General features: G+C 67.4%; 15 protein-coding genes. 9 read left to right on the top strand and 6 right to left on the bottom strand.

Going from position 1 to position 13,269, the window contains the following annotated elements:
- Positions 1-10 precede the first annotated feature (10 nt).
- The 3 genes from ABD340_RS14955 (at position 11) to ABD340_RS14945 (ending at position 1,701) form a co-directional block, all read left to right on the top strand.
- The gene (locus ABD340_RS14955) at positions 11-868 is read left to right on the top strand and encodes a PfkB family carbohydrate kinase (protein WP_344589535.1); all 858 of its coding nucleotides are present in this window, start codon (positions 11-13) and stop codon (positions 866-868) included.
- Between the two features lie 9 nt (positions 869-877).
- A complete protein-coding gene (locus tag ABD340_RS14950; protein WP_344589534.1) occupies positions 878-1,234 on the top strand; it encodes a nucleotide pyrophosphohydrolase in 357 nt (118 codons plus the stop codon).
- 197 nt (positions 1,235-1,431) lie between these two features.
- Positions 1,432-1,701 (top strand): hypothetical protein, encoded by a 270-nt coding sequence (locus ABD340_RS14945; protein WP_344589533.1) that lies wholly within the window; start codon positions 1,432-1,434, stop codon positions 1,699-1,701.
- A gap of 229 nt (positions 1,702-1,930) precedes the next feature.
- Here the strand turns inward: ABD340_RS14945 and ABD340_RS14940 are convergent, their stop codons facing one another.
- Positions 1,931-2,689, bottom strand: a complete 759-nt coding sequence (locus tag ABD340_RS14940; RefSeq protein WP_344589532.1) for a DUF6082 family protein — start codon at positions 2,687-2,689, stop codon at positions 1,931-1,933.
- Positions 2,686-3,114, bottom strand: coding sequence for an ATP-binding protein (locus ABD340_RS14935; protein ID WP_344589531.1), 429 nt, complete (start codon positions 3,112-3,114; stop codon positions 2,686-2,688). Before ABD340_RS14935 ends, ABD340_RS14940 begins: the two co-directional genes overlap by 4 nt.
- 364 nt (positions 3,115-3,478) lie before the next feature.
- Here ABD340_RS14935 and ABD340_RS14930 point away from each other — a divergent pair, with 364 nt between their 5' ends.
- Positions 3,479-4,360, top strand: coding sequence for a helix-turn-helix domain-containing protein (locus ABD340_RS14930; RefSeq protein ID WP_344589530.1), 882 nt, complete (start codon positions 3,479-3,481; stop codon positions 4,358-4,360).
- Positions 4,357-4,548: a DUF397 domain-containing protein gene (locus ABD340_RS14925; protein WP_344589529.1), complete on the top strand. Its 192-nt coding sequence runs from the start codon at positions 4,357-4,359 to the stop codon at positions 4,546-4,548. The genes ABD340_RS14930 and ABD340_RS14925 overlap by 4 nt, the downstream gene beginning before the upstream one ends.
- Before the next feature lie 742 nt (positions 4,549-5,290).
- On the opposite strand, the gene ABD340_RS14920 is transcribed toward ABD340_RS14925, so the two are convergent.
- The 3 genes from ABD340_RS14920 to ABD340_RS14910 form a co-directional block, all read right to left on the bottom strand.
- A complete protein-coding gene (locus tag ABD340_RS14920; RefSeq protein WP_344589528.1) occupies positions 5,291-5,779 on the bottom strand; it encodes a hypothetical protein in 489 nt (162 codons plus the stop codon).
- Positions 5,780-5,817: 38 nt separating this feature from the next.
- Complete coding sequence (locus ABD340_RS14915) at positions 5,818-7,233, bottom strand: three-helix bundle dimerization domain-containing protein (RefSeq protein ID WP_344589527.1); 1,416 nt, start codon at positions 7,231-7,233, stop codon at positions 5,818-5,820.
- Between the two features lie 253 nt (positions 7,234-7,486).
- Positions 7,487-8,563 carry an RNA ligase (ATP) gene (locus tag ABD340_RS14910; protein ID WP_344589526.1) on the bottom strand — a complete coding sequence of 359 codons (1,077 nt, stop codon included), beginning with the start codon at positions 8,561-8,563 and terminating at the stop codon, positions 7,487-7,489.
- A 381-nt stretch (positions 8,564-8,944) separates the two neighbouring features.
- Here ABD340_RS14910 and ABD340_RS14905 point away from each other — a divergent pair, with 381 nt between their 5' ends.
- Entirely contained in the window at positions 8,945-10,123 is a 1,179-nt protein-coding gene (locus tag ABD340_RS14905) for an acyltransferase family protein (RefSeq protein WP_344589525.1), read from the top strand.
- A gap of 212 nt (positions 10,124-10,335) precedes the next feature.
- Here ABD340_RS14905 and ABD340_RS14900 read toward each other — a convergent pair whose 3' ends face one another.
- A complete protein-coding gene (locus ABD340_RS14900) occupies positions 10,336-10,935 on the bottom strand; it encodes an ATP-dependent Clp protease proteolytic subunit (RefSeq protein ID WP_344589524.1) in 600 nt (199 codons plus the stop codon).
- Positions 10,936-11,036: 101 nt separating this feature from the next.
- Between ABD340_RS14900 and ABD340_RS14895 the strand changes: the two genes are divergently transcribed.
- The 3 genes from ABD340_RS14895 (at position 11,037) to ABD340_RS14885 (ending at position 13,263) form a co-directional block, all read left to right on the top strand.
- On the top strand, positions 11,037-11,996 hold the full coding sequence (locus ABD340_RS14895; protein WP_344589523.1) for a LysR family transcriptional regulator: 960 nt from the start codon (positions 11,037-11,039) through the stop codon (positions 11,994-11,996).
- Between the two features lie 197 nt (positions 11,997-12,193).
- Positions 12,194-12,805 carry a hypothetical protein gene (locus ABD340_RS14890; protein WP_344589522.1) on the top strand — a complete coding sequence of 204 codons (612 nt, stop codon included), beginning with the start codon at positions 12,194-12,196 and terminating at the stop codon, positions 12,803-12,805.
- 8 nt (positions 12,806-12,813) lie between these two features.
- Positions 12,814-13,263 (top strand): hypothetical protein, encoded by a 450-nt coding sequence (locus ABD340_RS14885; protein WP_344589521.1) that lies wholly within the window; start codon positions 12,814-12,816, stop codon positions 13,261-13,263.
- Positions 13,264-13,269 lie beyond the last annotated feature (6 nt).

Genomic DNA, 13,269 nt, shown 5'->3' with positions numbered 1-13,269 from the left:
GCAGGACACGTTGAACGGACGACTCATCCACATCGGCCAGGTCATACTCGACCTCGTCATGCGCGTCCCAGCGCTCCCCACCTCTGGGCACGACGTCCTGGCCACCACTACGGACCTGACCCCCGGCGGCGGCATCAACGTGATGGCGGCGGCCGCCCGTTCAGGCGCGGACGTCCTCTACGCGGGCACCCACGGCACAGGCCCGTTCGGCGACCGAGTCCGAGCAGCGCTCCAAGCCGAAGGAATCGCAACAGCCCAACCACCCACTGACGAGTCAGGCACGGGCATATGCGTGGCCCTCATAGAAGAAAACGGCGAACGCACCTTCGTCACCGGCACCGGCGCAGGAGGCCGGCTCCACCTCGACAACGTCCAGGTCAACGAGACCGACCTCATCTACGTCACCGGCTACACCCTCCTGGACCCCGCCAACCAACTCGCCCTGCAAACCTGGCTGGCCGCGCTCCCACCCGTACAAGTCCTTCTGGACCCAGGCCCCTTGGCCGCCGACCTCCCCCTGGACGACCTCCTGAAATACGTCACGATCCTGAGCTGCAATACGACCGAGGCCAAAGCCCTGCACCTTCCCACCACAGCCACGGTCATCATCAGAACTGGCGCCTCAGGCTGCACCATCACCCACGCCGGCCGAACCCGCCACATCCCCGGTTACCCCGTCACCCCGGTGGACACCAACGGCGCCGGGGACACCCACTGCGGAGTCCTGGCCGCCGAACTACTCCGCGGCACCGACCTGGAAACAGCGGCCCGCCGAGCCAACGCCGCAGCCGCCCTCTCCGTCCTCCATCAAGGCCCGGCCACAGCCCCCACCCGCCAGCAGATCACCGACTTCCTGGCGGCCCCCTAACCTGGCGGGATGGAAGACATCGGCGAGTTGGCCGCACAACTCCGGGAGTTCGCGGCCGAAAGGGACTGGGAGCAGTTCCACACCCCCAAGAACCTGGCGATGGCCCTGGCCGGCGAAGTAGGCGAACTCGTCGCCGAGTTCCAGTGGCTGACCCCAGAGCAGTCCCGCACGGTCGCAACCGACCCCGAAGCAAGCCCCCGTATCCGCGGCGAACTAGCCGACGTCTTCCTCTACCTGACCAGACTCGCCGACCTCCTGGACGTAGACCTACTCCAAGCCGCAGACGACAAGCTCCAGGAGAACAGCAAGCGCTACACCCCAGAGACCTACCGAGGCTCCTCCCGCAAGGCCCCACCCCTGGCCTGATTCAAGTAGCCGCCGGGTCACACCATGATCACCGCAAGCCAACGATCTTTGACCTTTCGCCACAAGCCGCACGTCACCGCTTTACAGAGCACCGGGGGCCATCCGCACAACCGGCACTCTCCATGCACTGCCCTTGCCGCCCCCTGCCCCCGATGTAAAGATCTCCGCACAGCCGATGAACGGAAGCGGGTGGCCTCATGACGAGACCGTGGGAAGCCGACCACAACGCCGAGTTCCAGCGCCGCCTCGGCAAGACGGCCGCCGAAGTGGGAGACAGCCGGACCACGCAGGACTGCCCCGAGATCTGGGAGCTCGACAACGGCGATATCGCCGTCATCGGCCGTGACGCCACCACCGCCTACGCGGACCGCCTCCCACCCGGCGTGCGCATCGGCTCCGACGAGCGACTAGTGATCATCTCCGGCCGCATGCTCTCCGCCGCCAAACCAGACATCCGCGACGCTTGACCGCCTCGACCAGGCCGCGTACCACCAGACCTTCGCCCTGCAGGCCGAGGTCCCAAGCGGCATGATCTGAAAGCCCGAACACGCCGAGACCTTGCGCAAGCCCGGCGACACCAGCTGGGAGGCGTTCGCGTCCGGCAACTGGGCGCGGACCCCACACCTGCCGAAGACCGACCGCGACCCGATCCGCAGGGCACTTGGGCGGGACAGATTCCGAGTACGTGACCTTCGCTCACCATGGCCAGAGGCGGGCGCGGCGGGCCAGAGGAATGACCACCACTGCGGCGGCGGTTCCAGCGGCAAGGAGGGGCCTCTGCCAGCGGGGACCCCGGGATCGCGGTTCCGGTCCCTGTCCCGCAGACGGGGCTGGGGCGCGGTTGTACTCCTCTTCGAGGATCAGGTGGAAGCGGCGGGCGCGTCTGGTGTCGGAGGTTCTGATCCGGACGTCGCGGGCGGCCTCCCAGAAGGCGCGCCCGGGACTGCCGCTGAACAGCTCCCGTGAGATCGCGCGCAGGCGGGTCTCGCCCATGGCCTTGGTCTCGAACGACATCTGCCACTCGGAAAGGATCATGTTGATGTACATGAGCTGGCGGCGGGCTTTGCGGTCCTCGTCTTCGGGGACCGGGCCCCATGCCTCGTCCAGAGCGGGGTCGTCCATGGCCATCTTGAGCAGGTCGGCGATCGCCGAGCGCCGGGCCTCTCCGCGGACGATCCGCGTTTCGCGTGCCTGGAAGATGAGGATGCCCGCGATCCCGAGGAGGGCAAGAACGGCCAAGGCGTCCCGCCCGGCGGGGCGGGCGATGAACCCTTCGCCGAACTCTTCCATGATCAGCGGCACAGGACGAGGAATCGCGTACGCCGTGAACGCATCGGAGGCGTCCTTGCCGGGATGGTGGGTCGCTCGCACCGCTGACTGCGCCGCACCGCATGCCATCGCGGCGGTCATCGCCCAGGGCACGCGGGCCTGGGCGTGAGTGATCGCGCGGCTCATTCCGTCCACTCCCCCGCGAAGGTCACGACGACCTTCCGGCCGTGCTCGTTGCCATGCCAGCCCCAGCTCGCGGCGACGAAAGCGATGGTGAGCAGCCCTCGTCCGCACTCGTCCAGATCATGGGTCTCCGGGGTGGCCGGTTCGCTCGGGCCGCCCTGGTCTGCGACCGAGATCACGACGCCGCCGCAGCCACGAAGGATTTCGACGGTGAACACGCCGCCGTCCTGGCCGGATTTGGTATGCCGGAGCGCGTTCCCGACCAGTTCACCCGCCGCCAGCAGGACGTCGTCGAGATAGGGACAGCCGTCCAGCAGGCAGCCGACAAAGCCGCGGGCCGCACGGGCCTGGTCGGCACGGCCGGGAAAGGTCCGCCGCCAGTACAGCGGCACCGCGGGCTCGACCGCGGGAAGGAGCGCCAGGGACATCGGACACCTCGGGTCTTGTTCACCTTGCGGAGCACTCGGGGACGCACTCCGTCACCACCACATCGTCACAAGACGTGGCCACTCGAACACGTTGAATCAGCACACCACCCATTCCAGCCAACAATCAGCACACCCACGCCGCGCACAGCTGCACTTCGGGCGTCCAATCCCACACATGAGGCGTTCGCACACCCGAAATCCGCACGTGCGGATTTCAGGAGGTCATCGCTGAAGTGCGCATACCTCGATAGCGTGACCCGATCCGGCCAATCGATTGCCAGTTCGAATTCGCCGACGCGAACCTGGACCGGCACACACAGTGATGCCACCGTCACAGCTCCACCGAGACGCGAGGAGAACGGTCATGCCGAGCCCCTACGTCCGCCGCCGCCGGCTCGCAGCCGAACTCCGCAAGATCCGCGAGCACCGCAACATGACCACCGACGAGCTGGGCCGGCTCGTCTACCAGTCCCGTACGAAGATCACACGGCTGGAGAACGGCCAGGTCCGGCCCGACCTCGCCGAGATCATGAAGATGCTGGAGATTCTCGGTGTGGAGGGCAGCCAGTACAAGAGGATCGTCCGGCTGGCCCGCGACGCTGCGGAGAAGGGCTGGTGGGATCGCTACGGCAATCCCATGGGCCCTCGCCAGAAGCTCTACGCCGACCTTGAGTCCGGTGCCGACACGATCCGCAGCTTCAACCAGACGGCGATGCCCGCGGTCCTGCAGAGTCCCGAGTTCATCATGGCGCTGGTCGAGCTCGACCGCTGCCAAGGGCCACTCGGCTACCGGCCCGAGCGCATGGCCGAGGCACGTGCGCACCGCCAGCGCTGTCTGCTTCGAGAGAACGGCCCCTCGTACGAGACCGTCCTGGACGAGTGCATCATCCACCGGCTGGCCGTTCCCGCCGAGGCCATGGCAGCCCAGCTCCGCCACCTGATCTCGGTGGTCACGTCCGAGGAGCGGATCACCGTACGGGTGCTGCCCCACAACGCGGCCATTCCCGGGGGCTTCCTCCCAAAATCGTCGTTCTACCTGTTCACATTCCCCGAGCGAGCCGATCCGCCGATGGCGGTGCTCGACACCGTCACCACGGACCTGGTCCTCACCCAGAAAGGCGAGGTGGCACAGTACGTCGAGATGTTCAAACGCCTCCGGAAGGCGGCGCTCAGCCCCAAGGACAGTCTCACCTTTCTCCACCGGGTAGCCGACGGTCTCACCGAAGAGGCAGGATCGGGAGCATGACGAAGCAGTACGCCCGCTGGCGCAAGTCCCGCCATAGCGAACCGAACGGCGAATGCGTCGAGGTCGCCCAGGCCACGAACGGCACTGTGGGCGTGCGTGATTCCACGCTCGACGACCGGAGCCCCATCCTTGCTCTCTCTCCCGCTCAATGGACGACGCTCCTCGACCGCCTTCGCAGCAGCATCTGACAGCTGATCGTCTTGGCGCACGGCCAGGGCCTGGCGTCGACATCGCTGTGGCCGTGAACTGACGCCCGGAGTCTCCCTCCCGCTCTTCCCACCCGCATGAGCGAGACAAGCACGGCCACTGATGCGCCCGGCCTGCTCTCCTCCCCGGTACCGAATCGAGAGCAGGACGGGCGCCGCTCAGCCGCTACAGGCCGTCGGTGTTGGGAACACCGGGGGGCCGGCGCACTGGCCGCCGGCGTCCCTGACGCCGCCGAAGTTCGCCGAACCCTAGGCGGGTGGAAATCGCCGGCACGTTCGCGATCAGGGCGTCACATCGGCGGAGGCCGGTGCGGCATCGTGCTGGCCGTTCCACATGTGCTCGATGAGCAACGCCCCTGGAGAGATGCCGGGCGAGACGCGTAAAGCAAGCACCTTCGTTGACTGATCCAGAATGTCCGGATGACCGATAGCCTTTACCGGAGTGTTGCGGCCCGACGGGCTTCCGCCGACCGGCTCTTCGGTCGGCGCTGGACATGCCCCCATACCGCACGAGGTCTTCGTGCTGCCTGGGGGTAGGTCTGTTGACGGTCTTCCGTCGTACCGCCGCAGGGCGGCTCCCAGTTCCTCCACCAGTTGCAGTGAGTCGCAGAAGACGAGGCGTTTCTCTCCTCGGTGCAATGCCGCGATGACGGTGGCGGCGTTGGGGCCATCTGTACTTGTCGTACGCGTAGCCACCGAGCGAGTTCCTACCACGCCTGCTACTTCAGCGGGTCTGAAGTTGCCTCAAGACTTTAGGCAGGGTGATCGGCGTGTGGCTCGCCGGGTATTCCACGTGTCTCGTCCGGGCAAGGTCGATCTTCATGGCCACAGGTTGCCACGAGCCCTCGTCGATTCGCCCGCTGAGGCGATCCGCTTCAACAACGGCCTGCACCAACTGCTCGCTCGTGAGAGGGATGGCGGCCACATACACCTTGCCCACGTGACGGCAGAGCGCCGAGCAGTCGTTGAAGGTCCCCAGTGGTTCACCGGCCACTGCCGCCAGGTCCTCAAATCGCCATCCCAGCGGGCCTGCCATCGCATTGAGTTGCTGGAGGGTCTGGTAACGCCCCTTCGGCATGCCGTGGATCGTGCCCCTGGACAGCCCGGCGAACGGCATCTCCCGCATGCCGAAGCCGCGGTTGCGCATGAGCCCGTCGAGGATGCCCGCGAATCCGCCCACGGGCGGCGGCGCGGCTTTTGAACCAGAGACCACGCAGCGATCGCAGCAACAAGCCCTGTGAGGGCCGCGGGTCAGGATCCGTATTGCTTTGCTACGCCGTTGAGCAGGTGCTCCAGGGTTACGTAGTTGGGCGGGTCGACCACGTCGATGAGGTTGGACGAGACGCGCACCTTGCTTTCCGTGGCGACCTGGGTGAACTGCTGCGGGTCGCGGGCGCGGAAGCCGTGTCGGGCTGCGAGACGCTGCAGAGTGGGGTCGTCGGACAGCAAGCGGCCGACTCGGTCGCCTGAGGCGTTGAGCGGGACGAGTGTGTGCTTGGAGAGCACGGTGGGCGAGGGGTACATCATCACCATGCCGGGCTTGATCTTCCCGGCCACGGCGGCACCGACGTACTGGGCCTCGTAGATGAGTGCGAGCGGCGTCTTGCCCATGCCCAACGACAGGTAGTCCTGGAAGGGGCCTTCGGTGGTGTTGGCCGTGTAGCCCTGGTCTAGGAAGAGCCGGGACAGGACGGGCAGCACCTTGCGTTCGGCGGCGATGCCCTGGACGACGGAATCGCCGTTGGCGACGTAGCCGGTGATGGCCAGGTACATGGCGGCGGAGTTGGACGTGCGCGGGTCCGTGGTGGAGACCAGGATGTTCTTGCGCACTTTGTAGGCGGTGTTGCCCTCGAGCTCGTCCCACCGGGTGCGGTTGGAGACCAGTTCGAGGTAGCGGCCGACGTCGAAGGTCCAGGTGGCACCGCGTTTGGCGACGCCCTCCTTGGCCAGCAGGTCGGCGATCGGCTGGAACGTGGCGATCGCCATGGGCGAGGAGAACGGGGTGTACTCGGCGTTGATGCCGCGCTGCCGCTGGATCCGGTCGGCCGCCGGGGCGCTGGACGGGAAGGCGAAGTCGTACTTGTCGAGGTCGACGGAGGTGGCGAGCTGCCGGGAGCCGGCCGGTTCGACCTTGACCTCGACGCCCTGCCGCGCGAGCGCGTCGCGTACCTGGGGGTCGTTGAAGAACGTCTGCTTCTCCGAGCCGACCACGCCGCGCACGACGGTGAGCTTGGCCGGGGCGTCCTCCTGCCCGGAGACGTAAACGACCACCGCGGTGGCCGCGACACCGACCGCGGTCAGCGCCGCGATGAGCGTCATGGCCGTCTTCCGCGATATGCGGATCCGCTGCGGCGAGGGCGCATCCGAAAGGTGTTGCGCGTTCGTCTCGGTCGGCGGAGCCGTTTCCGGCTCGGATTTGTTCCCCGAATTTTCCGCCGCGTTCACCTGGCTTTCCTCGGGAGCCACGGGCTGCGGCTCGGCGAGTTCCTGCCGGACGATGCCCTCGACGAAGATGGGAACGAAATCCCGGATGCGATGCCCGTCGAATCTGGCCTGCGCGGTCGCGACGAGGTCCGCGACGTCGGGCCGGGAGTCGGCGTAGTCCGCCGTGAGCCGTTCGATGACCTGCTGAATCGCCTGCTCTTCGCGCAGCGGGCCGACACGCATCAGTGCCTCCTGGTCGGGGTGACCGACAATGCCGTGCCGATCCGGGTTTTACCAACCCTTCACCGGAAGTTCATTATCGGTCATACAACTCGTGCCGAAAGCGCGGAATTTCGCCCGTTCACGATCATCTGCGCGTGCCAACCATACAAGGCATCCCGCAAATCAAGAACCGCTCCGTCATATCTGCGAAGCGGTGCGTGAGCCAAGACGATTCCGCCTCGTACCGCGGCGGCGGTACGAGGCGGAGGGCGGGTCATTCGTATTCGGTGCCGCCCTTGCGGGTGAGGTAGGCGGGCGAGATGAACTTGGCGATCGCGCGGCCGACCGTCACCTGGCTGTAGCGTTCGACGGCGGAACGGACGACCAGGCCCTCGCGCAGGTGCTCGGACGAGCCGGACACCGTCTCCTTGCCGCTGGCCAGGTCCATCAGGGCCGCCTCGTCGTACGGCCCCTCATAAAGCCGGGGAACGGCAGGGAGTTCGACCTTCGCGAGGACGTCCGCCAGCTCGCCGGAGTTCAGCCAGCGCACGGGGCCCTCCGCGGTCGCGATCGCCACGTCGAACACCGCGTAGCCGACCTGCTCGCCCGCGGCGTTGGCGCCGTAGGCCAGGTCCTGGACGCCGCGTCCGAACACCTCGCCGAACACCCCGACGCGCTCGACCTCGAAGATGTCGGCGATCCGGCGAGCGGCTTCCGCGACGCCGTGCGATTCGATCGCGCGCCAGTAGAGGTTCTTCGGGTTGTGCGCCAGCGCGAGCCGCTTGGCGCCGAACCCTTTGGACGACACGAACGCCTCTCCCCCGACCAGCGAGAACAGGCACGCCGAGCCGTGGATCTTCTCCGTGGCGACCACCGGTTCGCCCGCCTCGAACATGGACGGGTACCGCTTGATGTCCTCGATCTCGATCCACGGGAGCAGGTCCGCGGCGGACACGACCTCACCTGCCATGTGCACCGGGATCGGCGGCACCCACTTGGTGACGCCCAACTCCTCGGCGAAGTCGCGGTCCTGCGCGTTCGCCTCCGCGAGATCCACCCCGCTCACGGCCTGGGGCAGGCACACGATCCCCTGGGACAGCTCGCCGCGCAGCCTTACCGCCTTGACGCGGTTCTTCTGGGAACCTGCCAGCTTCCCGGTCAGGCCCAGCTCGGCGATCAGCTCGTCCGGCAAGAGGGAGCCTTCCGGGATGTAGAGGGCCCAATCGCCGGTCTGGAACTGCCCCTTGGCCACCACCGCCCGGTAGAGCCCGACCTGGGCCAGTTCCAGTGCGTCGGCGTTATCGTGCGGGTGGATCGTGAGCCGCTCGGCCGTCACGCGCAGCGTCGACATGACCGTCCTTTCCGTAAGTTTCCGGCAAGCGTCGCAACGCCCCCGCACGTTCGGCAACGCATTATTCGCCGCACGGGGCCGCGGGTAAGCGGGGATCTCGAGCCGCCGGGGGATTCGGTCGAGGTGCTCGATGGCGTCGTCGGCCTGGCGTGTGCGGGAGGACGTGGCGAAGGCGCGACCCGATCAACCCATCACCGTGCTTCGTCAACGTAAGTGGCGGGCGCCGCACAGACGAAGTTCGGGGGCTCGACGGCAGTCCCGCTCCTGTGCCCGACTGGCATCGGAGTCATACCCTCAAGCAATGACCACGTATCGCAATCGGATAATTACTCACAGTGACATCTGCTGCTAGTGTCCGGTCCAACGGAAACGGAGAGATATATGCCCGACCGGACACGACGGGCCCGGTTACCGTCATTGACCGGCCTGCGGTTCGTCTTGGCCGGAATTGTACTGGCGTGCCACACGCTGGGATTTGTCGACGGCAGCCTACGCGATGCCGCAGTAATGACCTTTCCGATAGCCGCCACAGCCGTCAGCGGCTTCTTCATCCTGTCGGGCTTCGTACTCACCTGGACCCATACCGTCGGAGACCGGGCTCGTTCCTTCTGGCGCCGCCGATTCTGGCGTATATTTCCCAACCACGCACTCTCGTGGACGGCCGCCGTCGTGCTCTTCAGCGTCGCCGCGCCGCCCCCGCAACTCAGTTCGTTTGGCGAACCCCCGTTCTACGCCGCGTTCCTGGGTTTGTTCATGGTGCAGGACTGGATTGCCCGCCTTGAGGTGAACACCGCCTACAACGGACCCGCCTGGTCGCTGTCCTGCGAGGCGTTCTTCTACGCGATGTTCCCGCTGCTGATCAGCGCCGTCCGGAGAGTCCCGCGCAGGCGGCTACGGTACCTCTGGGCAGCCCTGGCCATCGCCGCCCTGGGGTTGCCGCTGGTCGCGATGACCATTCCCGGGCCCCCGCCTGCCATCGAGGAATTCCCGGTCAACCAGAACAGCCTGTGGTTCGGCTACGTCTTCCCGCCGGTCCGGCTCGTGGAGTTCGCTCTGGGCATCGTCACTGCGCGCCTGCTCCAGACCGGACGGTGGCCACGGCTGCCCCGCCTGGCAATCATCGCTTCGCTCGCCCTTGCGATAGGCCTGCTGGGCATACTGCCTCTGCAGTACGCCCTGGGAGCGGCCACCGCTGTCCCGATGACCCTGATCGTCGCAGGCCTCGCCCTGGCCGATGTCCAGGGCCGCTCTGGCCAGTTGGCGCGACCTCTTCTGGTGCGGCTGGGAGAAGCATCGTATGCCCTTTACATTTGCCACTTCCCGCTCCTGCTGGCCTTGAGCAGCGTGATCGGACCGCAGCGCTCTGACGCCTTGTGGGTGAACGCCACCCTCGCCGTCGCCTTCACGCTGCTCGCGCAGGCGGTGGCACTGGCGGTCCACCGATATTACGAGCAGCCACTCACAACCGCCTGGTCACGCCGACGGCCACCCTCTCTGACCACGCACCGGGACCAGGGAACAGAGGCCCCCGGCACGTCCACGGCCAGGGAAGCGCCCTAGGCCGCCCCCGAAGGCAACTGGCTGCAACCTGCGCCCGAGACTTGAGCGCGTGTGGGAACCCACTGATCTTGCGAAGCGCGGCGGCCAGCGTGAATGCAATACCTGAAAGCAGCGCAGGACGCCCGCCGGCCCCTGAATCCTGGTCTGGCAGAGGCCGGCAGCGCCTGGTCGGGCTGTCTTCGTCCAACGCCGAGTTGCGGGCCCGGTGCGGGTCAGGCGGCGAGGATCTGGTCGGCGGTTTTCACTACGTGGTCTACGAAGCCGTACGTCCGGGCCTCGTCGGCGGTGTAGTAGCGGTCGCGGTCGGAGTCGGCCTCGATGCGTTCTACCGGCTGGCCGGTGTGGTGGGCGATGCGTGTCTGGATGAGGTGTTTGACCGAGCGCATGTGTTCGGCCTGGATTCGGATGTCCGAGGCGGTTCCGGCGATGCCGCCGGACGGCTGGTGCATGAGGATGCTGGCGTGCGGCAGCGCGTAGCGCTTGCCCTGTGTCCCCGCACACAGCAGGAACTGGCCCATCGACGCGGTGAAGCCCATGGAAAGGGTGGCGACGTCGTTCGGGATGAACTGCATGATGTCGTAGATGGCCAGGCCGGCGGTGACGGAGCCGCCGGGTGAGTTGATGTAGAGGTGGATGTCGCGCTCCCGGTCCTCGGCGGAGAGCAGGAGCATTTCGGCGCAGATCCGGTTGGCGATGTCGTCGTCGACCTGCTGGCCCAGGACGATGACACGGTGCCGCAGGAGCCGCTGGAAAACCTCTTCGCGCAGCTGGGGCGGGGCCTCGGTGGTACCGGACGAGGGTTCGCTGAGCATCTGGAGCGTCATGGCGTCAGATAACCGCTGCTCGCGAGGTGACGTCCAACAACCGATGCGGCGAGATTGACAACAGGGAGTTGTTAATCCAGGGTTGGGGCATGGATCCCGATCTCCAGGGGATGCGCGCGTTCGTCATCGTGGCCGAGGAACTCCATTTCGGACGGGCCGCCGCCCGCCTGCTGCTCACCCAGCAGGCGCTGTCCAAACGTGTTCGCCGACTGGAGAACTCCCTGGCCACGCCCCTGTTCGCACGGACGACCCGCAAGGTGGAGCTGACCGCGGCAGGGCACCGTCTGCTGCCGCTGGCCAGGGACGCGGTCGCCGCGTTCGACACCGCCGTCGCCGCCGTGCGTCCGCAAACCCCCACGGCCTTGCGGGTGGACGTGTTCGCTGAGCGCTTCACGCCGCTGGCGCTGCTGCGCGAGATCGCCGATCGCGAGCCCGATCTGGGGGTGGAGCCGAGCATGCGGCAGGGGCTGGCGAACGCGCTGCCCGCCGTCCTGAACGGCGAGCTGGACGCGGCGTTCGGCCGGGTGAACGATGCCGCGCGGCCGTGGCCGGCCGAGCTGGCCCACCGGCCGGTGTCGGTGGTGGCGTTGTACGCGTTCGCGTTCGAGGGGCATGCGCTCGCCGACCGTCCCGCGTTGCGGATCGCCGATCTGAAAGAGGCGGGGATCGCGATGCCCGATCCGGGCGGGGCCGACGAGTGGCGCGCCTATCTGGCCCGGCTCAGCGAGGGCCTCGGCGTGCCGGTGCGGTACGGGGAGGTCGCGGTGGGCGTCCGGGATTCGGCACGGCAGTTGCAGCGGGAACGCCATGGCGTCGCTGTGGGAGAGAAGGACATCGATCTCCCCCACTACCCGCGGCTGCGGCAGATCCCGATCGTCGAGCCGACGCCGCTGCACGTGTGGTCGATCGTCTGGCATCGGGAGAACCGCGATCCGCGACTGGCCAGGCTCCTCCGGGCGCTTCCTCGGCCAGAGGCGCCGCCGGTGGGGACCTGGCTGCCGGACGAGGACCGCGCCGCCCTCAACCGGCGAGCGGGCGGGCCGGCGTGACCACCTGGCGGTGGACGATCACGTCGAACCACTGGGCGAGGGTGCTGTGGCTGAGCCGGAAGCAGGAATAGCGCCTCCGGGCTGTCCGGGGCCTATCAGCGCAGGTCGGAAGTTAGGGTTCGGGCGTGGTTGAGGGGCTTTATGAGGTGTTCGGGCGTGTGCCGCGGCCGGGGCGGGTTGAGGGGTGTTCGCACTGTGTGGCGCCGGACGAGGATCGGGTGCTGCTCGGACGGCCGGTGCGTGAACTGGAGCCGGAGGTGCTCGCCCGGTACGCGGCCAAGGCGCTGAGCACGTGGGGTGGTGTCGCGGAGTTCCGCTACTTCCTGCCCCGGTTGCTGGAATGCGCGGCGGCCGATGCGTTCGTCTACCCGGATCCGCCGGTGGTGTTCGGCAAGCTTGCGAAGGCCGGTTGGACGGAGTGGGACGCGGAGGAGCGCGGGGCCATCGAAGTGTTCCTGAGCGAGTGGTGGGACAGGACGCTTGAGCGGTTTCCCTCGCGGCCTGCGGTCGGGACGGTGCTGTGCAGCCTGGGGTGCACGGGGATCGGGGTCGGGTCGTTCCTGGAGCGGTGGGAGCGGCTGGCGTCGGATGAGGCGATCCGGCATCTACACGAGTTTGTTCTGCACGAGGTCGGGTGGGGACCCCAACCGCGGTTGGTGGACGCGTACTGGGGGCGGGACGGCCGGGAGGTCGTCGGATGGCTTACCGGAGGGCGTGCCGTGGCGGCTGTGGAGGCGGCCTTCGCGCGGGAGGATCGCGAGTATGTGCTGCGCCTGCTGGACGAGGTGCACACGACGCTTGATCGATAATGCGTCGGGTGGAGAGGAACAACGAGATCTGCTCGATCGAGGTCGGGCGCGGCACGCTGCGGCTGACGTCCATCGAGATGCGGATGACGTACGGCGGGTGGATTGAAGGTCTGCCCACGGCCCGGACCAACGACGCCATGCTCGAGAGGGCGGCGAAGCGGGCGGGCGAGCGGTTCGGGCGGCCCGTGTACGTGGTTCCGCCGGAACGGTCCACCGATGACGACTCCAGTTGGCGGTTCCGTGGACAGCCCGCGGAGTTCGTGCCCGCGGTGGAGTGCATGGGGCTGTTCGAAGGGCCGCCGACGCCTCGGGCGGAGGGCGACTGGTGGACCACCATGCTCGCGGTCGTGTGGTACCAGAGGGCGACCGACAGGGTTATCCACCCGGACGCGGTGGCGCGGATGCACGACCTGCCGTGGGACGAGCTGGCTCAGGACTTCACGTTCGACGACTGGTAGGCATAC

Source organism: Actinomadura vinacea, assembly GCF_039532545.1.
Taxonomy (GTDB): domain Bacteria; phylum Actinomycetota; class Actinomycetes; order Streptosporangiales; family Streptosporangiaceae; genus Spirillospora; species Spirillospora vinacea.
This window is presented reverse-complemented; position numbering and strand designations above follow the sequence as displayed.

What these genes read in the sequence shown, in the direction of transcription:
- ABD340_RS14905 (WP_344589525.1), top strand. Translation starts at nt 8,945, where the DNA reads ATGCCCGACCGGACACGACGGGCCCGGTTACCGTCATTGACCGGCCTG.
- ABD340_RS14950 (WP_344589534.1), top strand. Translation starts at nt 878, where the DNA reads ATGGAAGACATCGGCGAGTTGGCCGCACAACTCCGGGAGTTCGCGGCC.
- ABD340_RS14895 (WP_344589523.1), top strand. Translation starts at nt 11,037, where the DNA reads ATGGATCCCGATCTCCAGGGGATGCGCGCGTTCGTCATCGTGGCCGAG.
- ABD340_RS14900 (WP_344589524.1), bottom strand. Translation starts at nt 10,935, where the DNA reads ATGCTCAGCGAACCCTCGTCCGGTACCACCGAGGCCCCGCCCCAGCTG.
- ABD340_RS14915 (WP_344589527.1), bottom strand. Translation starts at nt 7,233, where the DNA reads ATGCGTGTCGGCCCGCTGCGCGAAGAGCAGGCGATTCAGCAGGTCATC.
- ABD340_RS14930 (WP_344589530.1), top strand. Translation starts at nt 3,479, where the DNA reads ATGCCGAGCCCCTACGTCCGCCGCCGCCGGCTCGCAGCCGAACTCCGC.
- ABD340_RS14910 (WP_344589526.1), bottom strand. Translation starts at nt 8,563, where the DNA reads ATGTCGACGCTGCGCGTGACGGCCGAGCGGCTCACGATCCACCCGCAC.
- ABD340_RS14940 (WP_344589532.1), bottom strand. Translation starts at nt 2,689, where the DNA reads ATGAGCCGCGCGATCACTCACGCCCAGGCCCGCGTGCCCTGGGCGATG.
- ABD340_RS14935 (WP_344589531.1), bottom strand. Translation starts at nt 3,114, where the DNA reads ATGTCCCTGGCGCTCCTTCCCGCGGTCGAGCCCGCGGTGCCGCTGTAC.
- ABD340_RS14945 (WP_344589533.1), top strand. Translation starts at nt 1,432, where the DNA reads ATGACGAGACCGTGGGAAGCCGACCACAACGCCGAGTTCCAGCGCCGC.
- ABD340_RS14925 (WP_344589529.1), top strand. Translation starts at nt 4,357, where the DNA reads ATGACGAAGCAGTACGCCCGCTGGCGCAAGTCCCGCCATAGCGAACCG.